This is a genomic window from Teredinibacter sp. KSP-S5-2, from assembly GCF_032773895.1.
Taxonomy (GTDB): Bacteria; Pseudomonadota; Gammaproteobacteria; order Pseudomonadales; family Cellvibrionaceae.
Genome location: NZ_CP120416.1, coordinates 4,808,643 through 4,829,789, shown reverse-complemented (window position 1 = coordinate 4,829,789; position 21,147 = coordinate 4,808,643). Strand labels below are relative to the sequence as shown.

Annotated in this window: 22 protein-coding genes; 13 read left to right on the top strand and 9 right to left on the bottom strand. The window is 43.9% G+C overall.

The features are described from left to right. Positions 1-9 precede the first annotated feature (9 nt). From menB to trpB, 5 genes are all read left to right on the top strand, one after another. Positions 10-873, top strand: coding sequence for a 1,4-dihydroxy-2-naphthoyl-CoA synthase (gene menB, locus P5V12_RS20785; RefSeq protein ID WP_316955001.1), 864 nt, complete (start codon positions 10-12; stop codon positions 871-873). A gap of 14 nt (positions 874-887) precedes the next feature. Beyond that, positions 888-1,910: an o-succinylbenzoate synthase gene (gene menC, locus P5V12_RS20780; protein ID WP_316955000.1), complete on the top strand. Its 1,023-nt coding sequence runs from the start codon at positions 888-890 to the stop codon at positions 1,908-1,910. Next, positions 1,901-3,289, top strand: coding sequence for an o-succinylbenzoate--CoA ligase (menE, locus tag P5V12_RS20775; RefSeq protein ID WP_316954999.1), 1,389 nt, complete (start codon positions 1,901-1,903; stop codon positions 3,287-3,289). Before menC ends, menE begins: the two co-directional genes overlap by 10 nt. Before the next feature lie 53 nt (positions 3,290-3,342). Next, positions 3,343-3,774, top strand: a complete 432-nt coding sequence (locus P5V12_RS20770) for a hotdog fold thioesterase (RefSeq protein WP_316954998.1) — start codon at positions 3,343-3,345, stop codon at positions 3,772-3,774. A gap of 133 nt (positions 3,775-3,907) precedes the next feature. Beyond that, on the top strand, positions 3,908-5,131 hold the full coding sequence (gene trpB / locus P5V12_RS20765; RefSeq protein WP_316954997.1) for a tryptophan synthase subunit beta: 1,224 nt from the start codon (positions 3,908-3,910) through the stop codon (positions 5,129-5,131). Between the two features lie 59 nt (positions 5,132-5,190). On the opposite strand, the gene P5V12_RS20760 is transcribed toward trpB, so the two are convergent. From P5V12_RS20760 to P5V12_RS20750, 3 genes are all read right to left on the bottom strand, one after another. After that, positions 5,191-5,751 carry a sigma-70 family RNA polymerase sigma factor gene (locus tag P5V12_RS20760; protein ID WP_316954996.1) on the bottom strand — a complete coding sequence of 187 codons (561 nt, stop codon included), beginning with the start codon at positions 5,749-5,751 and terminating at the stop codon, positions 5,191-5,193. Between the two features lie 10 nt (positions 5,752-5,761). After that, on the bottom strand, positions 5,762-6,265 hold the full coding sequence (locus P5V12_RS20755; protein ID WP_316954995.1) for an ArsI/CadI family heavy metal resistance metalloenzyme: 504 nt from the start codon (positions 6,263-6,265) through the stop codon (positions 5,762-5,764). A gap of 285 nt (positions 6,266-6,550) precedes the next feature. After that, entirely contained in the window at positions 6,551-7,120 is a 570-nt protein-coding gene (locus P5V12_RS20750) for a DUF2846 domain-containing protein (protein WP_316954994.1), read from the bottom strand. A gap of 360 nt (positions 7,121-7,480) precedes the next feature. Here P5V12_RS20750 and P5V12_RS20745 point away from each other — a divergent pair, with 360 nt between their 5' ends. Continuing rightward, positions 7,481-8,047: a hypothetical protein gene (locus P5V12_RS20745; RefSeq protein ID WP_316954993.1), complete on the top strand. Its 567-nt coding sequence runs from the start codon at positions 7,481-7,483 to the stop codon at positions 8,045-8,047. A 151-nt stretch (positions 8,048-8,198) separates the two neighbouring features. On the opposite strand, the gene P5V12_RS20740 is transcribed toward P5V12_RS20745, so the two are convergent. Then, positions 8,199-8,564, bottom strand: coding sequence for a nuclear transport factor 2 family protein (locus P5V12_RS20740; protein WP_316954992.1), 366 nt, complete (start codon positions 8,562-8,564; stop codon positions 8,199-8,201). Positions 8,565-8,754: 190 nt separating this feature from the next. Further along, on the bottom strand, positions 8,755-11,070 hold the full coding sequence (locus P5V12_RS20735) for a Tex family protein (protein ID WP_316954991.1): 2,316 nt from the start codon (positions 11,068-11,070) through the stop codon (positions 8,755-8,757). Positions 11,071-11,383: 313 nt separating this feature from the next. Between P5V12_RS20735 and P5V12_RS20730 the strand changes: the two genes are divergently transcribed. The 4 genes from P5V12_RS20730 to P5V12_RS20715 all read left to right on the top strand — a co-directional run bounded on the left by P5V12_RS20730 (position 11,384) and on the right by P5V12_RS20715 (position 15,705). Continuing rightward, positions 11,384-11,857, top strand: a complete 474-nt coding sequence (locus P5V12_RS20730; RefSeq protein ID WP_316954990.1) for a fibronectin type III domain-containing protein — start codon at positions 11,384-11,386, stop codon at positions 11,855-11,857. 616 nt (positions 11,858-12,473) lie between these two features. Further along, positions 12,474-14,078 (top strand): phosphoenolpyruvate carboxykinase (ATP), encoded by a 1,605-nt coding sequence (gene pckA / locus P5V12_RS20725; protein WP_316954989.1) that lies wholly within the window; start codon positions 12,474-12,476, stop codon positions 14,076-14,078. Between the two features lie 412 nt (positions 14,079-14,490). Beyond that, positions 14,491-14,700 carry a hypothetical protein gene (locus P5V12_RS20720; RefSeq protein WP_316954988.1) on the top strand — a complete coding sequence of 70 codons (210 nt, stop codon included), beginning with the start codon at positions 14,491-14,493 and terminating at the stop codon, positions 14,698-14,700. A gap of 243 nt (positions 14,701-14,943) precedes the next feature. Then, positions 14,944-15,705 (top strand): PEP-CTERM sorting domain-containing protein, encoded by a 762-nt coding sequence (locus P5V12_RS20715; protein ID WP_316954987.1) that lies wholly within the window; start codon positions 14,944-14,946, stop codon positions 15,703-15,705. Positions 15,706-16,192: 487 nt separating this feature from the next. Here the strand turns inward: P5V12_RS20715 and cysQ are convergent, their stop codons facing one another. After that, positions 16,193-17,035, bottom strand: coding sequence for a 3'(2'),5'-bisphosphate nucleotidase CysQ (cysQ, locus tag P5V12_RS20710; RefSeq protein ID WP_316954986.1), 843 nt, complete (start codon positions 17,033-17,035; stop codon positions 16,193-16,195). Beyond that, positions 17,032-17,604 carry an ADP compounds hydrolase NudE gene (gene nudE / locus P5V12_RS20705; protein WP_316954985.1) on the bottom strand — a complete coding sequence of 191 codons (573 nt, stop codon included), beginning with the start codon at positions 17,602-17,604 and terminating at the stop codon, positions 17,032-17,034. The genes cysQ and nudE overlap by 4 nt, the downstream gene beginning before the upstream one ends. A 45-nt stretch (positions 17,605-17,649) precedes the next feature. On the opposite strand from nudE, the gene yrfG reads away from it, so the two are divergent. The 3 genes from yrfG to hslO are packed head-to-tail and all read left to right on the top strand — an operon-like array spanning position 17,650 to position 19,617. Continuing rightward, positions 17,650-18,306 carry a GMP/IMP nucleotidase gene (gene yrfG, locus P5V12_RS20700; RefSeq protein ID WP_316954984.1) on the top strand — a complete coding sequence of 219 codons (657 nt, stop codon included), beginning with the start codon at positions 17,650-17,652 and terminating at the stop codon, positions 18,304-18,306. Positions 18,307-18,317: 11 nt separating this feature from the next. Further along, complete coding sequence (locus P5V12_RS20695) at positions 18,318-18,728, top strand: RNA-binding S4 domain-containing protein (RefSeq protein WP_316954983.1); 411 nt, start codon at positions 18,318-18,320, stop codon at positions 18,726-18,728. A 7-nt stretch (positions 18,729-18,735) separates the two neighbouring features. Further along, entirely contained in the window at positions 18,736-19,617 is an 882-nt protein-coding gene (hslO, locus tag P5V12_RS20690) for an Hsp33 family molecular chaperone HslO (protein WP_316954982.1), read from the top strand. Positions 19,618-19,691: 74 nt separating this feature from the next. Here the strand turns inward: hslO and P5V12_RS20685 are convergent, their stop codons facing one another. Beyond that, positions 19,692-20,165: a chemotaxis protein CheW gene (locus tag P5V12_RS20685; protein WP_316954981.1), complete on the bottom strand. Its 474-nt coding sequence runs from the start codon at positions 20,163-20,165 to the stop codon at positions 19,692-19,694. Then, positions 20,162-21,124, bottom strand: coding sequence for a chemotaxis protein CheB (locus P5V12_RS20680; protein WP_316954980.1), 963 nt, complete (start codon positions 21,122-21,124; stop codon positions 20,162-20,164). The genes P5V12_RS20685 and P5V12_RS20680 overlap by 4 nt, the downstream gene beginning before the upstream one ends. Positions 21,125-21,147 lie beyond the last annotated feature (23 nt).

Sequence of the window (21,147 nt, the reverse complement as noted above, 5' to 3'; positions counted from 1 at the left end):
ATCAGAATTATGAGTAAACCAGATCCCTCTATCAGCACAATCACGCCCGCACTTGACTGGAAAGATGTTTCCAGCGAACACGGCTTTCAAGATATTTATTACCACAAGGCGGAAGGCATCGCCAAAATCACCATTAATCGCCCGGAAGTTCGCAACGCATTTCGCCCGTTAACGGTAAAGGAAATGATTACCGCCATTAACGACGCGCGCTATGACGAAGAAGTTGGCGTCATCGTGTTCACCGGACAAGGCGACATGGCTTTCTGTTCCGGAGGTGATCAACGGGTTCGAGGCCATGCCGGTTATGAAGACGATAGCGGCGTTCACCACTTAAATGTATTGGATCTGCAAAAACTAATTCGCTCAATTCCCAAACCGGTGATTGCTATGGTTGCGGGCTATGCCATTGGTGGCGGCCATGTTTTACACCTAGTATGTGACCTGACAATTGCAGCGGACAACGCCCGTTTTGGCCAAACCGGCCCCAAAGTTGGATCGTTCGACGGCGGCTTCGGTGCCAGTTATATGGCCAGTGTAGTTGGCCAGAAAAAGGCGCGGGAAATCTGGTATCTGTGTAAGCAATACAATGCCCAGGAAGCGCTGGATATGGGGCTGGTTAACACCGTTGTTCCTATTACAGAATTGGAAAAAGAAACCGTCAGCTGGTGCCAACAAATTCTTCAGCATTCGCCGCTGGCTCTACGCACACTCAAAAGCGCATTCAATGCCGGCATTGATGGTCAGGCAGGCATTCAGGAACTCGCAGGTAATGCAACCATGATGTTCTATATGACCGAAGAAGGCCAGGAAGGCAGAGATGCCTACCTGGAAAAAAGAAAACCGGATTTTACAAAATATAAACGACAACCCTAATTGTCGTGCCCAGTGTGCTGCCGGAAATTCAACAGATAAGGGTATTTCGTTATGACTTACCCTTTTGCCAGCCAGTGTGTTTTAACCTTGGCGGAAAACTTCAACACGCCCAATCCCGTCAGGGATTAATTCTGGCAGCACGCACACCTGACGACAAATTCTATTTAAGTGAGATCGCGCCACTACCAGGTTTCAGCAAAGAATCACTTTCTCATTGCCAAACCCAATTATTACAACTCAAGTTAATAAATTTATTCAATTCAACGGAAAACCTTTTCCCTTCTGTTCGTTATGGTGTTGAAACACTTCAATATCAACTTCAACACACTATTGATACAGAAGTTCTGGCCAAGTGCAGCGCTACAGATGTTTGCCAGTTATACCACAACCCTTCCATTACCGGAGAAACAATACCGCCCACATCAACCAGTGTAAAAGTAAAAATTGGCAGAGCGCCTATTGAACAGGAAAAAGCGCAAATACAGAAACTGATTCGCCAGATCTCCGCCAAGCAAAGATTACGACTTGATGCGAACCAAAGCTGGACATTGGAAGAAGCAATCTCATTCTTCGATCAGTTGAATCTAAGTAAAATTGAATGCGTTGAAGAGCCCTTACGTAATTTTTCTGATTACAGTGCGTTGCAACAACGGTTCCCAGTTCCAATCGCATTGGATGAAAGCCTGCGCGACGACACCTATCAACGCCAAACACTGCTTAACACTATAGGACTCACCCATCTAGTGATTAAACCCATGTTAATTGGATTGCAGTCTTCACTAAGCTGGATCGAGCATGCAAAACATTCTCAACTTAAGGTTATTTTGAGCAGTAGCTTTGAAAGCAATATTTCATTATATTTTTATCATTACCTTGCCCATCAGTTAAAGTTAACTCAAGCTCAAGGGCTAGACACGCTCAAGGCCATGGCGGGTAGCATTTTATTTAGCAATACAAACATTGAACATACAAGCAAAGAAATTTTTGACCTTGAACGACATAACTCGATTCACGAAGTAGGAAAACTATGTCGTTAAATGAAGTCCATATCACAAACTTTCGCGATCTGCTCCAGAGTTCGAAACAAAACTTTGGAGATTATCTGGCCATCGTCACCGAGGACACGCAGCTCACCTACCGAGAGTTTATTCAACAGATTGAAGAACGAGCAGCTTCTTTTAGCAAACGGAAAATTGTTTCAAACCAACTCGTGCTTATCGAAGCAGAGAAAGACATCAATACACTTATCAATATTTGTTCGCTGATGCTTTTGGGGGCAGTTGCCGTTCCCTATAACCCTAAGTTTACCTCCACTCAACGTAGCGTATTACTTGGCAACAATATATTTAATCACCATATACAAGCTCAGTCTGTTTATCCACTGAGTGAAAAAGCTCACGTGCTGAACGCTTCCGATTCCAGCCAAATATGTAACGGCATTTATACCTCTGGCAGCACAGGCACACCCAAGCTGGCAATTCATAGCCTCACGAATCATATCGCCAGTGCCACAGGTTCACATTCATTAATTCCGATTGCGTCCAGTAGCCGGCTTCTCATGTCATTACCGTTGTTTCATATCGGCGGCCTGGCGTTGGTTTTTCGAGCGTTACTTTCAGGCGCAAGCCTATGGTTTCATGACAAAGCAGATGACGCAGAATATCTCGCTACCAATCAGATAACACACATCTCGCTCGTAGCGACTCAGTTACGTAGGCTGATGGAAAGACTGAAAGAAAAAAAATATCCACTGCACATACACGCAGCATTAGTCGGCGGCGGCCCCATTCCTACAGAGCTGGTTAATGAAGCAGTACAAAAAGGCATTCCTTGTTATACAACTTACGGTATGACAGAGATGTCATCTCAGATCGCAACCAACGATTTAAACAACTCGATTTATGTTTTGCCTTATAGAGAATTAAAAACTTCACCGGACAATGAGATATTGGTTAAAGGAAAAGTGTTATTCCAAGGCTATTTACACAATAACAAGCTGGAACTTCCTACGGATGAAGAAGGATGGTTCCATACGAAAGACCTCGGTGAGTTCAATAACGGAACATTAAAGATTCTGGGCAGGTTGGATAATCAATTTATCAGCGGTGGAGAAAATATTCAGCCAGAATCTATTGAGACTATTCTGCTGCAACAAACATCAGTAAAGGCATGCTGCGTTGTCCCCGTCAATGACACACAGTATGGGCAACGCCCCTTCGCATTTATTCTCTCAGAGCAGCCTATGGAAACGGTAATAAATGATATTAAAATTTTTTTGGAAAAGAATTTACCAAGCTATATGCGGCCAATAGGCTATGCACCCATGCCAACTTCATCAGATTTAAAAATAAGCCGTCAGGAATTAATTAAGAAAGCGGAGCAGATTCACACGGGAACCGCTCAGGATTCTCTATAGTCTAAACCTGCTCCAAATTTCCCTTATTCATCCATCCAGTACAAGGTGTTGTCATGTCAATCTGGAAAAAAGAAATCCCATTACACAATCTGAACCGCTCAATGCCCGGCACACTGATGGAAACTCTGGATATCCGTGTAACAGAAGTCCTGGACGACGGTGTAGTCGGCACCATGCCAGTCGACGAAAGAACCTTTCAGCCAATGAAGTTACTGCATGGCGGCGCCTCGGTCGCTTTGGCTGAAACCCTGGGCAGCATGGCCGGGCATCACGCAGCTGAAGAAGGTAAAACCGTCGTCGGCCTGGAAATAAATGCAAACCATATTAAATCCGCGAAATCCGGCCTGGTGACTGGTAAGGCAAAAGCGGTCCATATAGGCAAAAGTACTCAAGTTTGGGAGGTGCACATTTACAATAACCGAGAGCAGCTTATATGCCTGTCACGCCTGACTCTTGCTGTGGTAAATGACCGCAGCCAGCAATAATTGCGGTATGTTATCCATGATCAAGTATGTGAGCACTTTTTAAGCTACAATGCTTTTTTCAGTCCGCTGACCTTCAGGCAGATACTATGAAGGCCGCAGATATAATAACGAGCACAACAGATAAGTCCGAGATATGAAAAATACATTCGATCACCCACTCCCCAATGAAGAAGGCTTTTTCGGTGAATACGGTGGCAGTTTTATTCCCGAACAACTGCAAGCCATTATGCAAGAGATTGATGCCGCCTATCGAGAAATCAGACAGGACCCCGAGTTTCTAAGTCAGCTGACGGAACTCTACCAACACTATGTCGGCCGCCCAAGCCCGGTATTCCACGCGAAAAATCTGTCCAAAAAATACGGCACGGATATTTATTTAAAGCGGGAAGACCTTAACCACACCGGTGCACACAAAATAAACCACTGCCTGGGTGAAGCGCTTTTAGCGAAAAAAATGGGCAAGAAAAAACTGATTGCAGAAACCGGAGCTGGCCAGCATGGCGTGGCTCTGGCAACGGCCGCCGCACTGGTTGGCTTGGAATGTGATATTTACATGGGCGAAGTGGATATCAAAAAAGAACACCCGAATGTGGTGCGCATGCATATTCTTGGGGCCAATGTCATCCCCGCGACCCACGGTCGGAAAACCTTGAAAGAAGCTGTGGATGCGGCCTTTGAAGCCTACCTGAAAGATCCCGTTACGCAACTGTATGCCATTGGTTCTGTTGTGGGTCCTCATCCTTTCCCCATGATGGTGAGAGACTTTCAATCCATTGTGGGTAACGAGGCCAAAGAACAGTTTAATTCCATGACAGGGGGCTTACCCGGCAACATAGTGGCCTGTGTTGGCGGTGGCTCCAATGCAATGGGAATTTTTTCCGCGTTTCTGGACGATAAAGAAGTCAAACTCCATGGTGTTGAACCATCAGGCAGAAACCTGGATGAAGATGGTGAACACGCAGCCACGCTTACAAAAGGCGAACCCGGCATAATGCACGGTTTTAAATCCTATATGTTGAAAGATGCCGATGGTGAACCACAGGAAGTTTACTCTGTTGCCAGCGGCTTGGATTACCCGTCTGTTGGACCACAACATGCTTACCTGAAAGATATTCAGCGAGTGAACTACGAACATATCAATGATAAAGAAGCCATTGATGCGTTTTTCGAGCTATCTCGCCTGGAGGGTATTATTCCTGCAATTGAATCTTCCCATGCGGTTGCCTATGCACTTAAGCTGGCGCAATCGGGTGAGAAAGGCAGCATTCTGGTTAACCTTTCTGGACGCGGTGATAAAGACATTGATTTTGTAGTGGAAAACTACGGCAAGGATTACGGTATCCCTTCTTTACCATAAGTTCATACTAAGAACCTTTACTCAACAGAGTAGAGGTTCTTAGTATTCTGATCTTTTTTTTAACATTTCCCATTACACCCGGAATCGGTTTTTCCGTAATCCGCAACCTTGCCGTTACTGAACTGAATACGACAACACGATAATAGGTCCTGCTTTAGTATTTTCCTTGCTCTGGCAACACGGCTTTTTATCGCTGACACAGAAAGCCCTTGCTCTTGCGCATATTCGGTTAAGGACATACCTTCAATTTGCGTGGCCAATAACGTATCTCGATACTTTTCAGGTAAAGATTCGATAAAGGGCCGCACACATAAAGCCACTTCCTGATGTAATTGCATATTATCATTGCCAGGCTCTGCCAGATCATCCTCCAATTGTTCTGTCGGCACACCTCGACTTCGATATAGATCCACCAGCGTAGTTTTCGCCACAGCAAAAAGCCAGGCATGTATATTATCGATATTTTTTCCCGCCTTCTGAGCATTGAGTGCTTTGAGAAAGGCCTCCTGTATTACATCATCCACATCCGAAATATCCGATAAGCGCTTCCTCAAATACCTACGCAAACGAGTCTGGAGGCTATTTACCGCCTCCTCTAATGCATTCTGCTGTTTGTTCATATACTGTCTCTTAACCACAGCACAAAGCGCTGTCATCCCCAGCATTCGTTGATTCAGGTAGACAACACAATTCCTGTTCTTGCTCCGATTGACGCATTGGAATACAGCACGCTGTCGACTCCGTCCTATTGTCCTCTCCGAAGGCATTGAGAGTATCCAGAGTATGGAAGTGCTCCCAGGCAATACCCTGCGGGTCAATTAACCAGTGTTTGTTGCTTTTAGCATAGCAACATGTTGCTTCACGCTGCTCATGCACACTATTTGACGCTGCCAGGAAGGCGTTGTGCTTTAAGTTCTGTAATTCTTCCTCTGTAGAAGCTTGAACACCAATATGATTAATACCAACCTCATGCCCTCGGGATGAAATAGCAAAGTTCATCATCGGGTCGTCCAGTTCCCATTTGGCATAGTCGTTTCGAATAACACTAGGCTGTACCTCAAATAGACGTCGATAAAAATCGACATTAACAGCCAGGTCTGCGACAGCAATATGAATATGAAAACGTTTCATCATCTTCTCCTGAGAAATAGTTTTGAATCATTTACAGGTTAAGACGGAGAAATTTAAAAATGGTCGCAAAATATTTTGATTGGATTAACGCCAGGGTAGTTGGCCTTATTGATAGACCAGGAGGATATTCGATAAGCCGAACAGATTTCTAACAAACCACAGGGATAGATTTTTATTGCGCACTCGTTAAATATCGATAGATCCAAATGACCGAGAAAGAGAGCTGGTTTAACTAGAATTGCTAATTAAACGTTTGCACCTCTTTTTCGGCTTTATAAATCAATCGAATTAGAACTCATCCTCTTCATCGGCTTCATCATCTGTGTTAGCCGGGTTCGTTTTCTGTATCTCATCAAACGCTTTTTCCGGCTCCATCATATCGAACTTCACTCTTGCGGTTCCAGAGCTCATCACCGTTGGCACATACCCCATCGGTATAACAAACATAGACACATCACTTAAATCCAAGCTCATTCTAAAGTAATACACTTTTCCAGCATCAAAATTTACACGCTGTTGAATGGTATCCGGCGCCCAATTCACCCACTCTTTACCTTTTTTACCAATCAAAAATTCGTGCTCTCCCGGGGGTATTTCCGTCACCAAATAGGTTCCTGCATTCAACACACCCAAATCCTGATCTGAAAGGTATACCTTTGGGCTTGCCATCGAACCGGCAAATCGATATGGTCGATAAACATAAACTACCGCATTACTGTCACTAGTCGGCGCATACGTCTGAAATGGTATCGTTGCCCCGCACGCAATTAGAATAAACAGACAATACAGACACACCAATACTATCTTTAATTTTTTAACCATTAACAAATACATCACTCCACCTTCTTTCACAGCCATTTATTAAATTGGAACAATAACGGTACTTCATGAACACCGTTAAAGGTAAAGATTAAAAGAACAAAAAATTAAAATAGTTCGCATTTTCCAAAATAAAACGACGAAAAACCATACATCAACAATCATAACTGGCACCAAAATTTTCTTTACATGAATATTTGTGAATCCCGTCATTATCATGTGGATTTTCTTCAATTTTCCGTCGAATATATGTCGTAAGTTCTCTCAAATAAAATAAGTTCTTAAATACAATATGCGCGGCCAACGGCCAAGCTACCCAAATGCCAGGCAGGCAGACTTGAGCATTAAAAACTATTTTGGCTGACATGCAACTATGTTGGCAGACTCACGGAGAAATGTATGAAAACATATAGAGCCCTCATCTGTTCACTAATAGCCCTTCCACTTCTAACAATTTCCCAATTGTTATTTGCGGGAACAATTACGTTTAATGGAACCCAGATATGGGATAACGAAGCAACCGGATCCGGCCAATATTTCCACGATAGAACCAATATTGAGTTTTACTCTTTTGAGCTGGCCGCAGATAGCTATTTATCTATTTCTATACAAGCGGATGACCCAGCTAATGCCGCACATTTTGACCCCACATATCGTCTTTTCTATCAGTCAAGCAACAACCCACAGAATACTAGGGATCCGTTGTCATTTTTAGAGGCAGGGCTATATGTATTGGGCGTGAGTTCGGGTTCAGTTACGTCCGATGAATGGACTGAAGGCGGCGACTACAATTACAGCGCATTTCCGGTGACGGATTACATGTTAAACGACGTGGCCTATACCGTGGTTATTGGCGGAGAGATCGCAACAGTATCAGAACCAAACCTCATGGCAATGTCGTTTCTTTCACTCGGTGGAATTTTCCTTGGGATTTTAAGAAGAAGAAAAATTGCTAAAAGGGCTTAATTTTATAAAAATATAAACCACCACCAAGGAATTAAAACTGTGTTAAATATAAGCGCACTAATTAGAGTGCGCTTGTCTCGAATAGCGTGTACCACATCAATCAATATTTCTTTCGAAAGAAATCTATCTGTCGAAAGGCAAAAAGTCTGAGCTAAGCCAGCAGACAAGAGTGTCCCGCCACGACCTGCCAATTGCCAGAGTCAGAGGACCACACCCGGGTAAATCGAAAAGTCCCATTGGCTTCCTGCCCCGCATAACGCCCCACTATCTCAGTTTTAGCTGATACGATAGCCGCGTCAGAAAATGGCATAATTCTTATCTCAGACAAATTGATGGAACGGATTTCAAGCGCACCACTCCTGTGAGCGTCAAGATCCTGCTCTTTGGATATCAGCATACCAAGATGATTGGTAAAGAGAAGTTTCGGTGAAATAAGTTCGTCCAATGTCGCCACATCCGAGTTAAGCATGGCAAGACGAAGACGTTCTTCCAAAGCTGTAATCTGTTTTTCCATCATTCACTCTCACATTAATGCTGGCTTTACTATAAAAAGATTTTCGCTAGCAGATTGCGGTAATTTTACTATCAGATCAGTGAACAAAGGAGAAAGTCATTCTCAATTTTTTTACATACAGCCTTTGCAGAAAATGAACATTTCCCCCAGACCTCTTCCATGAAGCCTGGGTATTGGGTTGGGATATAAAAATTTACTTCTTTTTCATCGCTTGCTGAAATAACGCCGCCATGGTTCCTTGCTGCGGTTTCTGATTTCCGCCACCGAAGTTTTTCTTTTTAGCCTGGTTATCCGGGCGATTATTTCCACCACCGCGATTAAACTCACGTTTTTCACCAGGCTCATCACCCATACGCATTGAAAGCGCGATACGTTTACGAGGCACATCCACTTCCATAACTTTCACTTTTACAATATCACCGGCTTTAACAACCTGATGCGGATCTTTGACGAAAGTTTCAGAAAGGGCAGAGATATGAACCAGGCCATCCTGATGCACACCGACATCGACAAAAGCACCAAAATTTGTCACGTTGGTAACCGTGCCTTCCAGAACCATACCTAATTCCAGATCTTTTATTTCTTCCACCCCTTCCTGGAATTGCGCTGTTTTAAATTCGGGTCGGGGGTCACGACCAGGTTTATCCAATTCCTGAATAATATCCTGCACTGTGGGCAAACCAAATTTTTCACTGACATAGTCATTAGCTGAAAGCTTACGTAAAAATCCCGTATCGCCAATTAAGCCCTGAACATCTTTGTTATTTTTCTTGGCAATTTCTTCTACCACGGCATAGGACTCAGGATGCACAGCAGACGAGTCCAGAGGGTTATCGCCATTTGCAATACGTAAAAAGCCTGCAGCCTGTTCAAATGCTTTGGCACCGAGTCGAGGAACATCCTTAAGCTGTTCACGATTTTTCAGTGCACCATTTTTATTTCGAAACTCAACGATATTATTGGCAATAGATTGGTTTAAGCCTGACACTCGGGCAAGCAATGGAGCGGAAGCAGTATTAATTTCCACACCCACTGCGTTTACACAATCTTCTACCACAGCATCCAAGGTTTTGGATAAACGAGTTTGCGAAACATCATGTTGATACTGGCCAACACCAATCGACTTGGGCTCGATTTTTACCAATTCTGCCAGAGGATCTTGCAATCGCCGAGCAATGGAAATCGCACCACGAATGGTGACATCCAGATCCGGAAATTCTTTCGCGGCAAATTCAGAAGCAGAGTACACCGATGCCCCAGCTTCACTCACCACAACCTTTTGTGCATGAATATCTTTATGGGTTTTTAAAATATCGCCAACAAACTTGTCCGTTTCACGGCTCGCCGTGCCATTACCAATCGCAATTAAACCTACGTCATATTTTTTGCACAGCGCTACTAATACGCCTTCCGCTTCACGAATTTTATTTTGCGGAGGATTGGGGAAAATTGCGCCGTGATCCAACACTTGCCCAGTGGCATCGACCACAGCAACTTTAACTCCCGTTCTCAAACCCGGATCAAGACCGATAGTGGCTTTTTGCCCTGCTGGTGCGGCTAGTAACAAATCCTTCAGGTTGCGGCCAAATACCTCAATCGCACCGGCTTCGGCATGCTCTCGCAAATTACCGAATAAATCGGTTTCCAAATGGGTTAATAGTTTAACTCGCCATGTCCAACGCACGACTTCCGCCAACCATTTGTCTGCGGGTCTATCTTCATCGTGAATATCAACATGTCCCGCGATCATCGTTTCACAAGGGTGCTTCGCTCCTGGCTCCAACTCGTTTTCTAAAGTCAGTTGAAGATTCAAAAAGCCTTCTGTTCGCCCGCGAAACATAGCCAATGCACGATGTGACGGAACCTTATGAACAAGTTCTTTGTGGTCAAAGTAATCCCGGAATTTTGCTGCCTCAGATTCCTTGCCTTCGACAAGTGTCGCGTGTATATAGCCTTCACTATTTAAAAAGCTTCTCAACTTTTCAAGCAGCTGCGCGTCTTCACTGAAACGCTCCATTAAAATCTGTTTGGCGCCGTCCAATGCAGATTTCACATCCGTAATCTTATGCTCTTCGTTGAAGAAGGCTAACGCTTCTTCCTCTGGAGTCTTGCTTGGGTCAGCCAATAGCATGTCTGCCAGAGGCTCTAACCCGGCTTCTCGGGCTATTTGCGCTTTGGTTCGACGTTTGGGCTTGTATGGCAGGTAAAGGTCTTCCAGCTGGGTTTTGGTTTCCGCTGCCTGGATTTGCGCTTCCAACTCCGGCGTGAGTTTTTCCTGCTCAGCAATGGACTTTAAGATAGTCTCCCGGCGATCCTCCATCTCCCGAAGGTATTGCAACCGCTCTTCCAGCTTCCTGAGCTGCGTGTCGTCCAAGCCTCCGGTTACCTCCTTTCGATAACGAGAGATAAAAGGCACGGTAGCACCTTCATCAAGCAGCCCCACAGCCGCAGTAACCTGAGATGGATTGACATTGAGTTCTTGAGATATCGTTTGGAAAATTTTTGACATAGATACTTAAACTGCCTGGATTGGTTTAATAAGGCAACACGACCACAGTCGCCCAATTTCGGTGGCGAATTATGGCCAAATACCCGACCAAGCAACAGTATTGAAATCCAGTTTTTTTTATGCCTGGGCCAGCAATTTACCCCCTGATAGCATGTTTTTTCGCGTCATAAACAAGACCCACCTCACAAAATAAGAGGCCTTTTGGTGGATGTACACGCCACCTAACAAATCTGTTAACTAGCACACAAGTACCAATATCGAACACCGCTAGAATACTACAAAAGTACCAAACAAATCATTCAGAGGTAAACGGATGAACACGCCACTTAAACTTATATTAGCTCTGGGCATTGCCAGTACTCTTGTGGCCTGCGGAGGATCAGGTGAAGGCAGCGGCCTTATTGCTGAAAAGCCACCTGTAGAAAACCCCGGTACTCAGCCAACTGAACCATCCGACCCTATTGCTGATCCAACAGACCCCGTCGATCCAGTTTCCCCCACTGAGCCAAGCCCACAGAAGGTTTCCGCTTCAGTTGAGTGGATGATTCCAACAACTCGAGAAAATGGTGCAGATTTACCCCTTGGGGAGATTGGAGGTTACGTCATCATATATCGTCGTACCGACCAATTGACCTACACGGAAGTGGAAATAAACGATCAAACGATTACTGAATACGTCATTGAAAATCTGGATGCCGGCGAATACGAATTTTTGATTACTGCGTATGACACAGACAATTTATTCAGCAGTTACTCCGATCCAATTATTGCTCAACTAACAATTTGATCAGGACGTTTTTTAGCAGGGATGCGCCATCATTTTGCAAATAAAAATACATTCCTATTCGTGTCATCTTAACCAACAAATCGAACTCTAATTAGATTATAATAGACATCACCTTTGATTATATTAATCTGTTTTTTTCTTTTATTTTTGATATTTCAAGCTTTCTATTGCTGATCAACAATCACCGTTTTGACGCTAAGAATAAAAGGCAGAACATAAAAATTACGGCTATTTGAACAGCAGAAATAAGAAAATAAAAATAGCTCAAGATAATTCTCTATCACGGCTGGATTTTACGGAAATCTGTGTCTAATTTTGTCTTACACTTTTTGCGTTAATGAGAATAAAAGCCTTTAACATTTGAAGGGTATTTGGCAGATCAACCACCAAGTTTTTACCGGCCGTTATTCCGTAGAGTTCGCAGACTTATTCCAAATCAAGGAAAGGTTACATCACAAATTAAAACTTGATGTGCGTCAATCGCGAATATTTCTCAAAAAGTACCCCTTTTGTATTATTGACCCAAACGAAATACCGCTGAAAAACCAGGCACAACCGGGTTCGAAGCAAACAACCTAACCACACATTAGGCCATCAACTAAGCAGGAGACTATAAATGTCTGTGAATCTAGACCTTTCCAAGTATGGCATCCAAGGCGTAACTGAGATTGTTCACAACCCATCTTATGAACAACTATTCGAAGAAGAAACTAAACCAGGTTTAGAAGGCTTCGAGAAAGGCATTGTTACAGAGTCAGGTGCTGTAGCAGTACACACTGGCGAATACACTGGCCGCTCGCCAAAAGATAAGTATGTTGTTTTAGACGATACAACTCGCGATACATTATGGTGGACCAGCGATAAAGCAGTTAACGACAACCGCCCTATCTCTCAAGAAGTATGGAACGACCTAAAGGGCACAGTAACTGAGCAACTTTCAAACAGCCGTTTATTCGTGGTTGACGCTTTCTGCGGTACTAACGATGACACTCGCTTAAAAATTCGTTTCATCGTTCAAGTAGCATGGCAAGCACACTTTGTAACAAACATGTTTTTGCGTCCAACTGCTGAAGAGTTGGAAAACTTCGGTGAGCCAGACTTCGTTGTAATGAACGGTTCAAAAACTTCTAACAAGAAGTGGAAAGAGCACGGTTTGAACTCTGAAGTATTCACTTGCTTCAACATGACAGAAAAAATGCAAGTTATCGGCGGTACTTGGTACGGCGGTGAAATGAAGAAAGGTATGTTCGCAATGATGAACTACTTCTTGCCTCTACGTGGCATTTCTTCCATGCACTGTTCTGCTAACGTTGGTAAAGACGGCGACGTTGCAATTTTCTTCGGCTTGTCTGGCACTGGTAAAACTACTCTTTCTACTGATCCAAAACGTGCACTTATCGGTGACGACGAGCACGGCTGGGACGACAACGGTGTATTCAACTTTGAAGGCGGCTGCTACGCAAAAACCATCAAGCTTGACCCAGAAGCCGAGCCAGATATCTACGCCGCTATCAAACGTGATGCTCTATTGGAAAACGTTGTTGTTCATGGCAACAAAGTGGATTATGACGACGGTTCGCTTACTGAGAACACTCGTGTTTCTTACCCAATCTACCATATCGAAAACATTGTTAAGCCAGTTTCTCGTGCAGGCCATGCAAACAAAGTGATCTTCTTAACTGCAGACGCATTTGGTGTATTGCCTCCAGTAGCAAAACTAGACAAAGAACAAACCAAGTATCACTTCTTGTCCGGTTTCACCGCGAAACTAGCAGGTACCGAGCGTGGTATTACTGAACCAGTACCTACTTTCTCTGCTTGTTTCGGTAAAGCGTTCTTGACTCTTCACCCAACTAAGTACGGAGAAGAGCTTGTTAAGAAAATGGAACAGCACGGTGCAGAAGCTTATCTAGTAAACACTGGTTGGAACGGTACTGGCAAACGTATCTCTATCCAAGATACTCGTGCAATTATCGATTCGATTCTTGAAGGCACTATCGATAAAGCAGAAACCAAAACTCTGCCTATCTTTAACCTTGAAGTACCAACTTCATTGCCAAATGTTGATGACAGCATTCTTGATCCACGCGACACTTATGAAGATGCTGCTCAGTGGGAAGAAAAAGCGAAAGATCTTGCTGGTCGATTCATCAAGAACTTTGAGCAATACACTGACAATGACGAAGGTAAAGCATTGGTTGCAGCTGGTCCTCAACTGTAAGCAATTATCGAACACAACGGCTTAGCCGTTAAATCCAAGCAGAAGGCGGGCTTCCCCCCTTCTGCTTTTTTATACCCTCACGATTCCCACCACCACTACAACACCAAAAGTGAAACAGCTCAATAAGAAACGGGCGTATTTTTTACGGTTTCTGTACATTCGAAACAAACTCTGTATGGCGTTCAAAAGTTATTAAACACTTTGAATAGGTTAGTTTTTTATTAATTTTTGGTTTTTAAAACTTTTATAGCCATAAATGTTGTTTTAAGCGCAAACCAAAAACGCAGTTATACCCTTTTGTTGTTACAACTTAACCTAAACAGGCTGTATAAAATAAAAACGCTCGTTCCTATAATTAAAGATAGAAGTGGAGACTGTTTCATTTAATGCACGTATACGAGAGAGAAGCACCATGATTTATTTAATGATCGCGATTGTTATTCTGCTGCTCGATGCCTATGCAAGTTATTTAACCCTCGAAAGCAAGGCTCTGGGCTGGATGGAAAAAAGCCTTATCATGGAGTTTGTATGGTTGATCCCAATATTAGGTGCGACTATAACCCTAATATCCCACAACAGAGGCGATATTAATCGCTTAACCATTAACCACAACAGCAATTAACCCCGACCCAATACAGGCCCCCATTGTCGAGGGGGCCTGTATAATTCCCCGACATACAACCTATATACACCTGTAGAAACAGACGCCATTGTCGGCAATTCTTACAGCACTAATCCCCTTACACGCTAAGTCATTGAAAAATAAAGAAAAAAAAGTTGGCACACCTAATGCATATCTAAGCGTCATATCGTGATAGAAATCGCGGGATAATTAACTTTTAACCTTTGGACGTGGTAATAAACAATGAAACTAGTGAAATATTTATCTGCAGTTGCTCTTGTATCAGCTTCAGCTTTTTCTCAAGCAGCAGTAATGGATTTCTGGGCGACAGACGGCTGGAACATGATTGCTTCAGAAGACCAAACTGGAGATTTTGACCGAGTAAGCCCAGGGCTTGGTGGTCAGGACTTCGACGCTGAGTATCTTTTCTACCGTTATGACCAACAAACAAACGTACTTTCTCTAGGTCTTCAAACTGGTTTTGACATGGTTGACGGTCACGTTTTCCACGACGGTCAAGACTTCTACGCTGGTGACCTAGCTGTAGGCTTCAACGGTGCTGGCCTTAACTACGCTGTAGACTTCGGCCTATACACTATGGACTTCACTACAGACACAAGCCGCTGGCACTATGACCCAACTGAAGTAAACTCTTCAGCAGGCGCGAATGGTGTTGACCCAGCTGGTTTCTACTCTGTATCTGAGTGGAACAACAACATCACTTACCCAGAATCAGTACCTTTCGCTATGGACGAAGGTTCTCTAGTAACTGGTTTGCTTTCTAACGAAGCCGGTCAACAAGGTGACAGCTACTTCCGTACAGTATCTTTCGATCTTAGCTCTCTAGGTCTTGGTGATACTTTCGAACTTAGCACTCACTGGACTATGTCTTGTGGTAACGACGTAGTTGCAGCAACTGTTAACGTTCCAGAGCCAAACAGCATCTACTTGTTTGCTCTAGGTCTTCTTGCTCTTGCTGGTGTACGTCGCATTAAAAAGGCGTAAGTCTTAAAGAGCAGCAAAGAATGCTGCACAAAGAAAAAGGCTTGCCAGGTACATCTGGCAAGCCTTTTTTGTTTCCGCTTTAAAAGATGAGAAGGTTAAATCCTTAAGGTAAATTTTCTACCATATCCCTTCTGCTACTAATCATATCCTGGTAGGTCTGAAGTGTTGTGAAGTCCAAGAAGTCATTGCGGAGCTTCAATCGCTCTAATTGACGTTCCAAACAGTCTATCTCCCTGGTTAACTGTTTTTTTAGCGAGGACGTCCGACCATACACTTTAGTTCGCGCTTCTGAGTATACAGCTGGCTCCATTATCAATCCCCTTACTAATTTAGTGCTTTAAGTCCGAGAAATACTGTTGATCAACAAGACCAACCGTTACAGTCTTATAATCTTAGTTCAAGGATTTGAAAGTGAAGGGGAAAAACGTAGCTTTTGCGCCTTGAGAACACATTATTTTCGCATAAGAAAAATACGTTAATATGCTCCCTATCCGAGAAGAATCTCCGACCAAGAGACGTTTTTATCCCCTAAAACATAAAAATGTGGGTTAAGGAGCTCTTCTTTTGCGTTGTATTTCAATTGATTAAGCTGATTATCTAGAACAATTCCACCTGCCGCCTCAACCACGGCCTGTGCTGCCGCCGTATCCCACTCACAAGTTGGCGCTAATCTTGGGTATATATCAGCTTTGCCTTCGGCAACAAGGCACAGTTTTAACGAACTCCCCATACTTTTAGCATCCACTTCACCAAAGCGGCTGCAAAGTCGTTCGATCAATTGTTCGACAGCTTCCGCGCCGTGCCTACGACTGGCAACAATCTCGACGGGGTTTTCTGCACTGCCCCGCCCAGCTAACGGCCTCACAGATAGTAACTGCTCACTCCCTTCAGAAATCTGTTTCCATGCACCTTGCCCAGCTAATCCCATATAGGAAACATCCAAAACCGGAGCATAAACAACGCCCAGAACTGCTTTTTGCTCCTGAATTAGAGCGACGTTGATGGTGAACTCACCATTTCGGTTGATAAACTCTTTGGTTCCATCAAGGGGGTCAATGAGCCAATAGCATGACCACTGACTTCGAATAGAAAAGTCTGGATACTCAATTTCTTCTGACAGGATAGGTACGCCAGGAAGAATCCTCTCCAAACCTTCAACCAATACCGCATTAGAAGCCAGGTCGGCCTCAGTGACAGGAGACTGGTCAGCCTTGGTTGCAACATCCAACTCACCATTTGGCCGGTTGTATACGTGCAAAGCGGCCTTTCCGGCCGCCTTGCATAGTTCTGATACCTGAGTTAACAGGTTTCGGTTTAACTCTGGAATCACAGATTAATCCCATCTTCGTTGAACGTTTTCTTCAACCAGTCACGGGCCATGTAAAGCGCGGTAATTGTTCTCGATTCTGTCACATCCTCACGAGCAACCAGCTCATCTACATCCTCGATTTTAAATTTCTCGGTCAAAATTGGCTCAGGCTCATCCCCAACCAGCCACTCAGGATATAACCCCATCGCAATGACAATGGTCATAGTGTGTTGCATATAAGCAGGTGAGTTAGTGATCGTTTTAAGAATGTGCAAGTTACCAGCACCATAGCCGATTTCTTCTTTTAGCTCACGGTTGGCACCTTCAAGAATATCCTCCCCAGCATTCAACTTACCTTTAGGCAGGGTCAACTGGTAATCTTCCACACCAACACCGTATTCACGAATCATAACCACAGTATCTTCATCTATCATTGGTACGATCATTACGGCTGCAGGCTGTACATCTCCGACAAGTCGCTCGTAACGACGTTCTTCACCATTGTTAAAGCGAAGATCTACAGCTTCCACATGGAAATGGTCACTCTTAAAAATGGTTTCTGTCTTTAGAATTTCTGGTTTTACTGGCATGATCAGACCTATATTTTCACTTGGGCTATAAAGCAAGTATTAACAATGATTCACTGGGATTCCATAAATACCGTCTTATTAGATATGGACGGTACATTACTTGACCTACATTTTGACAATTACTTCTGGCTTACCCATTTGCCCAAGCGTTACGCAGAGGCCCATGGGCTCGATGAGGATCATGCCAAAATAGCACTCATGAACCAAATAGAGAAACATGAGGGCACCTTACAATGGTACTGCCTAGACCATTGGAGTGAACTAGTTCGGCTTGACATACCTCAACTAAAAAAAGAAATTGCACATAAAATCCAAACCCGACCTTATGCTGAGCAGTTTTTAATTCAGCTTCGTCGGCTTGGCAAAAAAGTTATTCTTATTACCAATGCTCACCCCAAGGGGCTGAATTTGAAACTCGACATAACCGAGATCGATCGGTGGTTAGATATTGTCGTTTCCTCTCACGAATTTCAAGCACCGAAAGAAGATAGTGTCTTTTGGGATATGCTACACCAAAGAGAAAGCTTTGACCCGGATACAACGCTCTTTATTGACGACACGCCGAGAGTACTGCGTAGCGCGCAAAAATATGGTATCAAGCATTTAGTGTGTATAATTCAACCAGATTCACAACAGCCTCCCAAAGAGCCTACTGGTGAATTTATCGACATTTGTCATTTTGATGAAATCATGCCGCAATAATCAGACCCACTATGTCAAAACAATCCACCCCCGAGCTTACCAAGGTTCGTATCGATAAGTGGCTATGGGCTGCTCGCTTTTTTAAAACCCGAAATATTGCCAAGCAGGCAATCGAAGGCGGGAAAGTACATGTTAATGGACAGCGGGCAAAAGCCAGTAAAGAAATAGAACTTGGAATGACGCTGACAATTCGTCGCGGATGGGACGAACTTGAAGTAACGGTGGAGGGCCTTTCCGAACAGCGACGCGGCGCTCCGGAAGCGCAAAAACTCTACAACGAAACTAACGACAGTATCGAAAAGCGCAAGCTTCATTCCGAACAAAGAAAAACACTGGGTATTCTGGATTTACGAACAGACACAAAACCGAATACCAAGCAAAGAAGACAAATTCACCGATTAAAACGAGAGTTATTTGAATAACACCACTATGAGTAGCAACGACACAATTTTACGTTTTTTATTCGATAAAACCGATATTCGGGGCGAGATAACGCTTCTGGAAAAAAGCTATCAGGAAGCCATTAGCCATCAGGATATCCCAGCACCCCTAAAACAACTGCTGGGCGAGTTTTTAGCCGCTACTGTATTAGTCAGCCAAACACTGAAATTCGATGGCATCCTCACCGTTCAGGCTCGAGGAAAAGGTCCTGTATCGCTCATTATGGCTGATGTTTCAAATCGTGGAGAAGTTCGGTGTATTTTGCAGCAGAATCCAGAACATGAATCCATAAACGATTATAACGACTTATCCTTACCTGATCTGATCGGCAAAGGTGCATTGTCGATTATTATTGAACCGGAGAAAGGCGAACGCTACCAGGGAATAGTCCCTCTCGAACACGACACGCTTGCAGAATGCTTATGCCACTACTTTGTTCAATCTGAGCAACTACCAACCCGGATGTGGCTTTTTTCCGACGGGAAGAAATGTGGCGGGTTGTTCCTTCAATGCCTTCCCGCACAAGTTATTCAAGACCATGAGCAACGTAATGAGCAATGGCAAACCGCTACACAACTTGCAGCGACAATAAAACAAGACGAGTTATTTGAGCTTAATCTGGAAGATTGCCTGTACCGATTATTTAATGAGTTCGAATGTCGAGTGTTCCCGGAAAAGACTTTAAAATTCCGTTGTAAATGCAGTGAAGAAAAGACACTTGATGCTGTTTATTCTTTGGGAGAACAGGACGCCCGCCAACTCATTGCAGAACAAGATGTGATCAATGTTGACTGCCAGTTTTGCGGAAGAAAATATATTGTATCCGAAACAATGATCGATCAGATATTTACCAGAAAATCAATTCACTAGTATATCCAGCCACCAACGAGTTTGGTGGCAGAGATAACATTAAAAACTGCTCGGACTACCCCAATTAATTACAACTAAATAATATGCAAATATGCATTTTCCAGAGCGGCAATGTCCGGTATGACCAACTCTTCCACACCAACTTTCACTTGCATTAAATCGACCGGGCGTTTCCGTATTTCGTCGTTTTCAATAATATCTTCTTTCCCAACACGAGACAGCCGTGGAATCCCTTGAGTTGGAATGGCAACAAACGGTAGCTTCTCGTTGATACCTGTGTTGTTTAGTACCGCAATACGCCCTTTAGGGTTCATAGGTGTGGATGCAGAACCATTGAGAACTTCATAGGATAAAACAGGTACCTTTGTGTTACGCCAGTCGAAATACCCGAGGAACCAATCGGGTGCATCCGGACGTTTTTCAAGAGGTTTATGAGACACCATTTCCGCCACGGTTACAGTAGGCAATAACAGATTGCAGTCCACAAGAGGAAGGATTAAACATGGAATATCTGTATCATGTTCCAATGCCGCAAGCTGGTCAGTCATGGTGTATTCTCTAATTTCTGATCTTCTGTTTTAATGTAGTAATTATGTCCATGCAGCAGTGAAAACTGTGCCGCAAGTTTTTCCGGTGTTCCCAAAAAGCTTACACACCCGGTATCAATAGCATGTTGTGGCATTGAATCAATGGTACAACTCTCCGGACTTTGCGCCCAAACCCGGCCGCCGATATTTTTTAAGAATCGACAACTTAGTGCGCCATCATCTCCCATTCCGGAGAAAATAATTGCACCGCTATTTTTTCCAAACCTTCTCGCAGTGCGCGCGATTACCTGATCAATGCTTGGATGAAACAGCCCCATCCACTTTTGTTTTACTGGATACAAAGTACCAATCTCACTGAACTCAATTTGATGTTCTGGAGATACCAGATAGATTTCCTGTTCCAAAATCGTTCTGGTTTTTTCACAATCCCGCAATTTCCACTGGGAATTTTTTGCAATTGTTCGAGTTAAGGACGCATGCATGGACCGATCAATATGCTGCACGTAGATAAACGCCGTTCCACGAATATCGGGTGGCAACAAACTGAGAAAATTCGATACAGCTTCCGGGCCGCCAGTAGATGCCGCCAGCACCCAGACTTCTTTGGCTTTTTGCTTAGTGTTTTCCTCCGGAGGCTCGTCATCTTCACGAATTTCGGTAGCGCAACGCTCAAGCTTGGCAACAAAGCGGCGAATTCTCTCTTCATTCTCCATCGAAGAGAAGCTTTCCACTTCGTCAAAAATGACTGGGATATCCAAATCGCCGAGAGATTCTACATAGGGATAACTGTCGTCGCTCGAGGGACCAATTCGAACCACCCAGGCGTCAACGGCTGGAATCTCTTCCGGCTCAGCAGAACCCACCTTCAATGCCACACCAACTTCATAGCCTGCATTGAGCACCAATGTTTTCAGGTCCTCAATTTGCACGCTGGTGTCGGCAATAAGCCCTAATTTCATGGAGTAGTAACTAGTCCATGTAG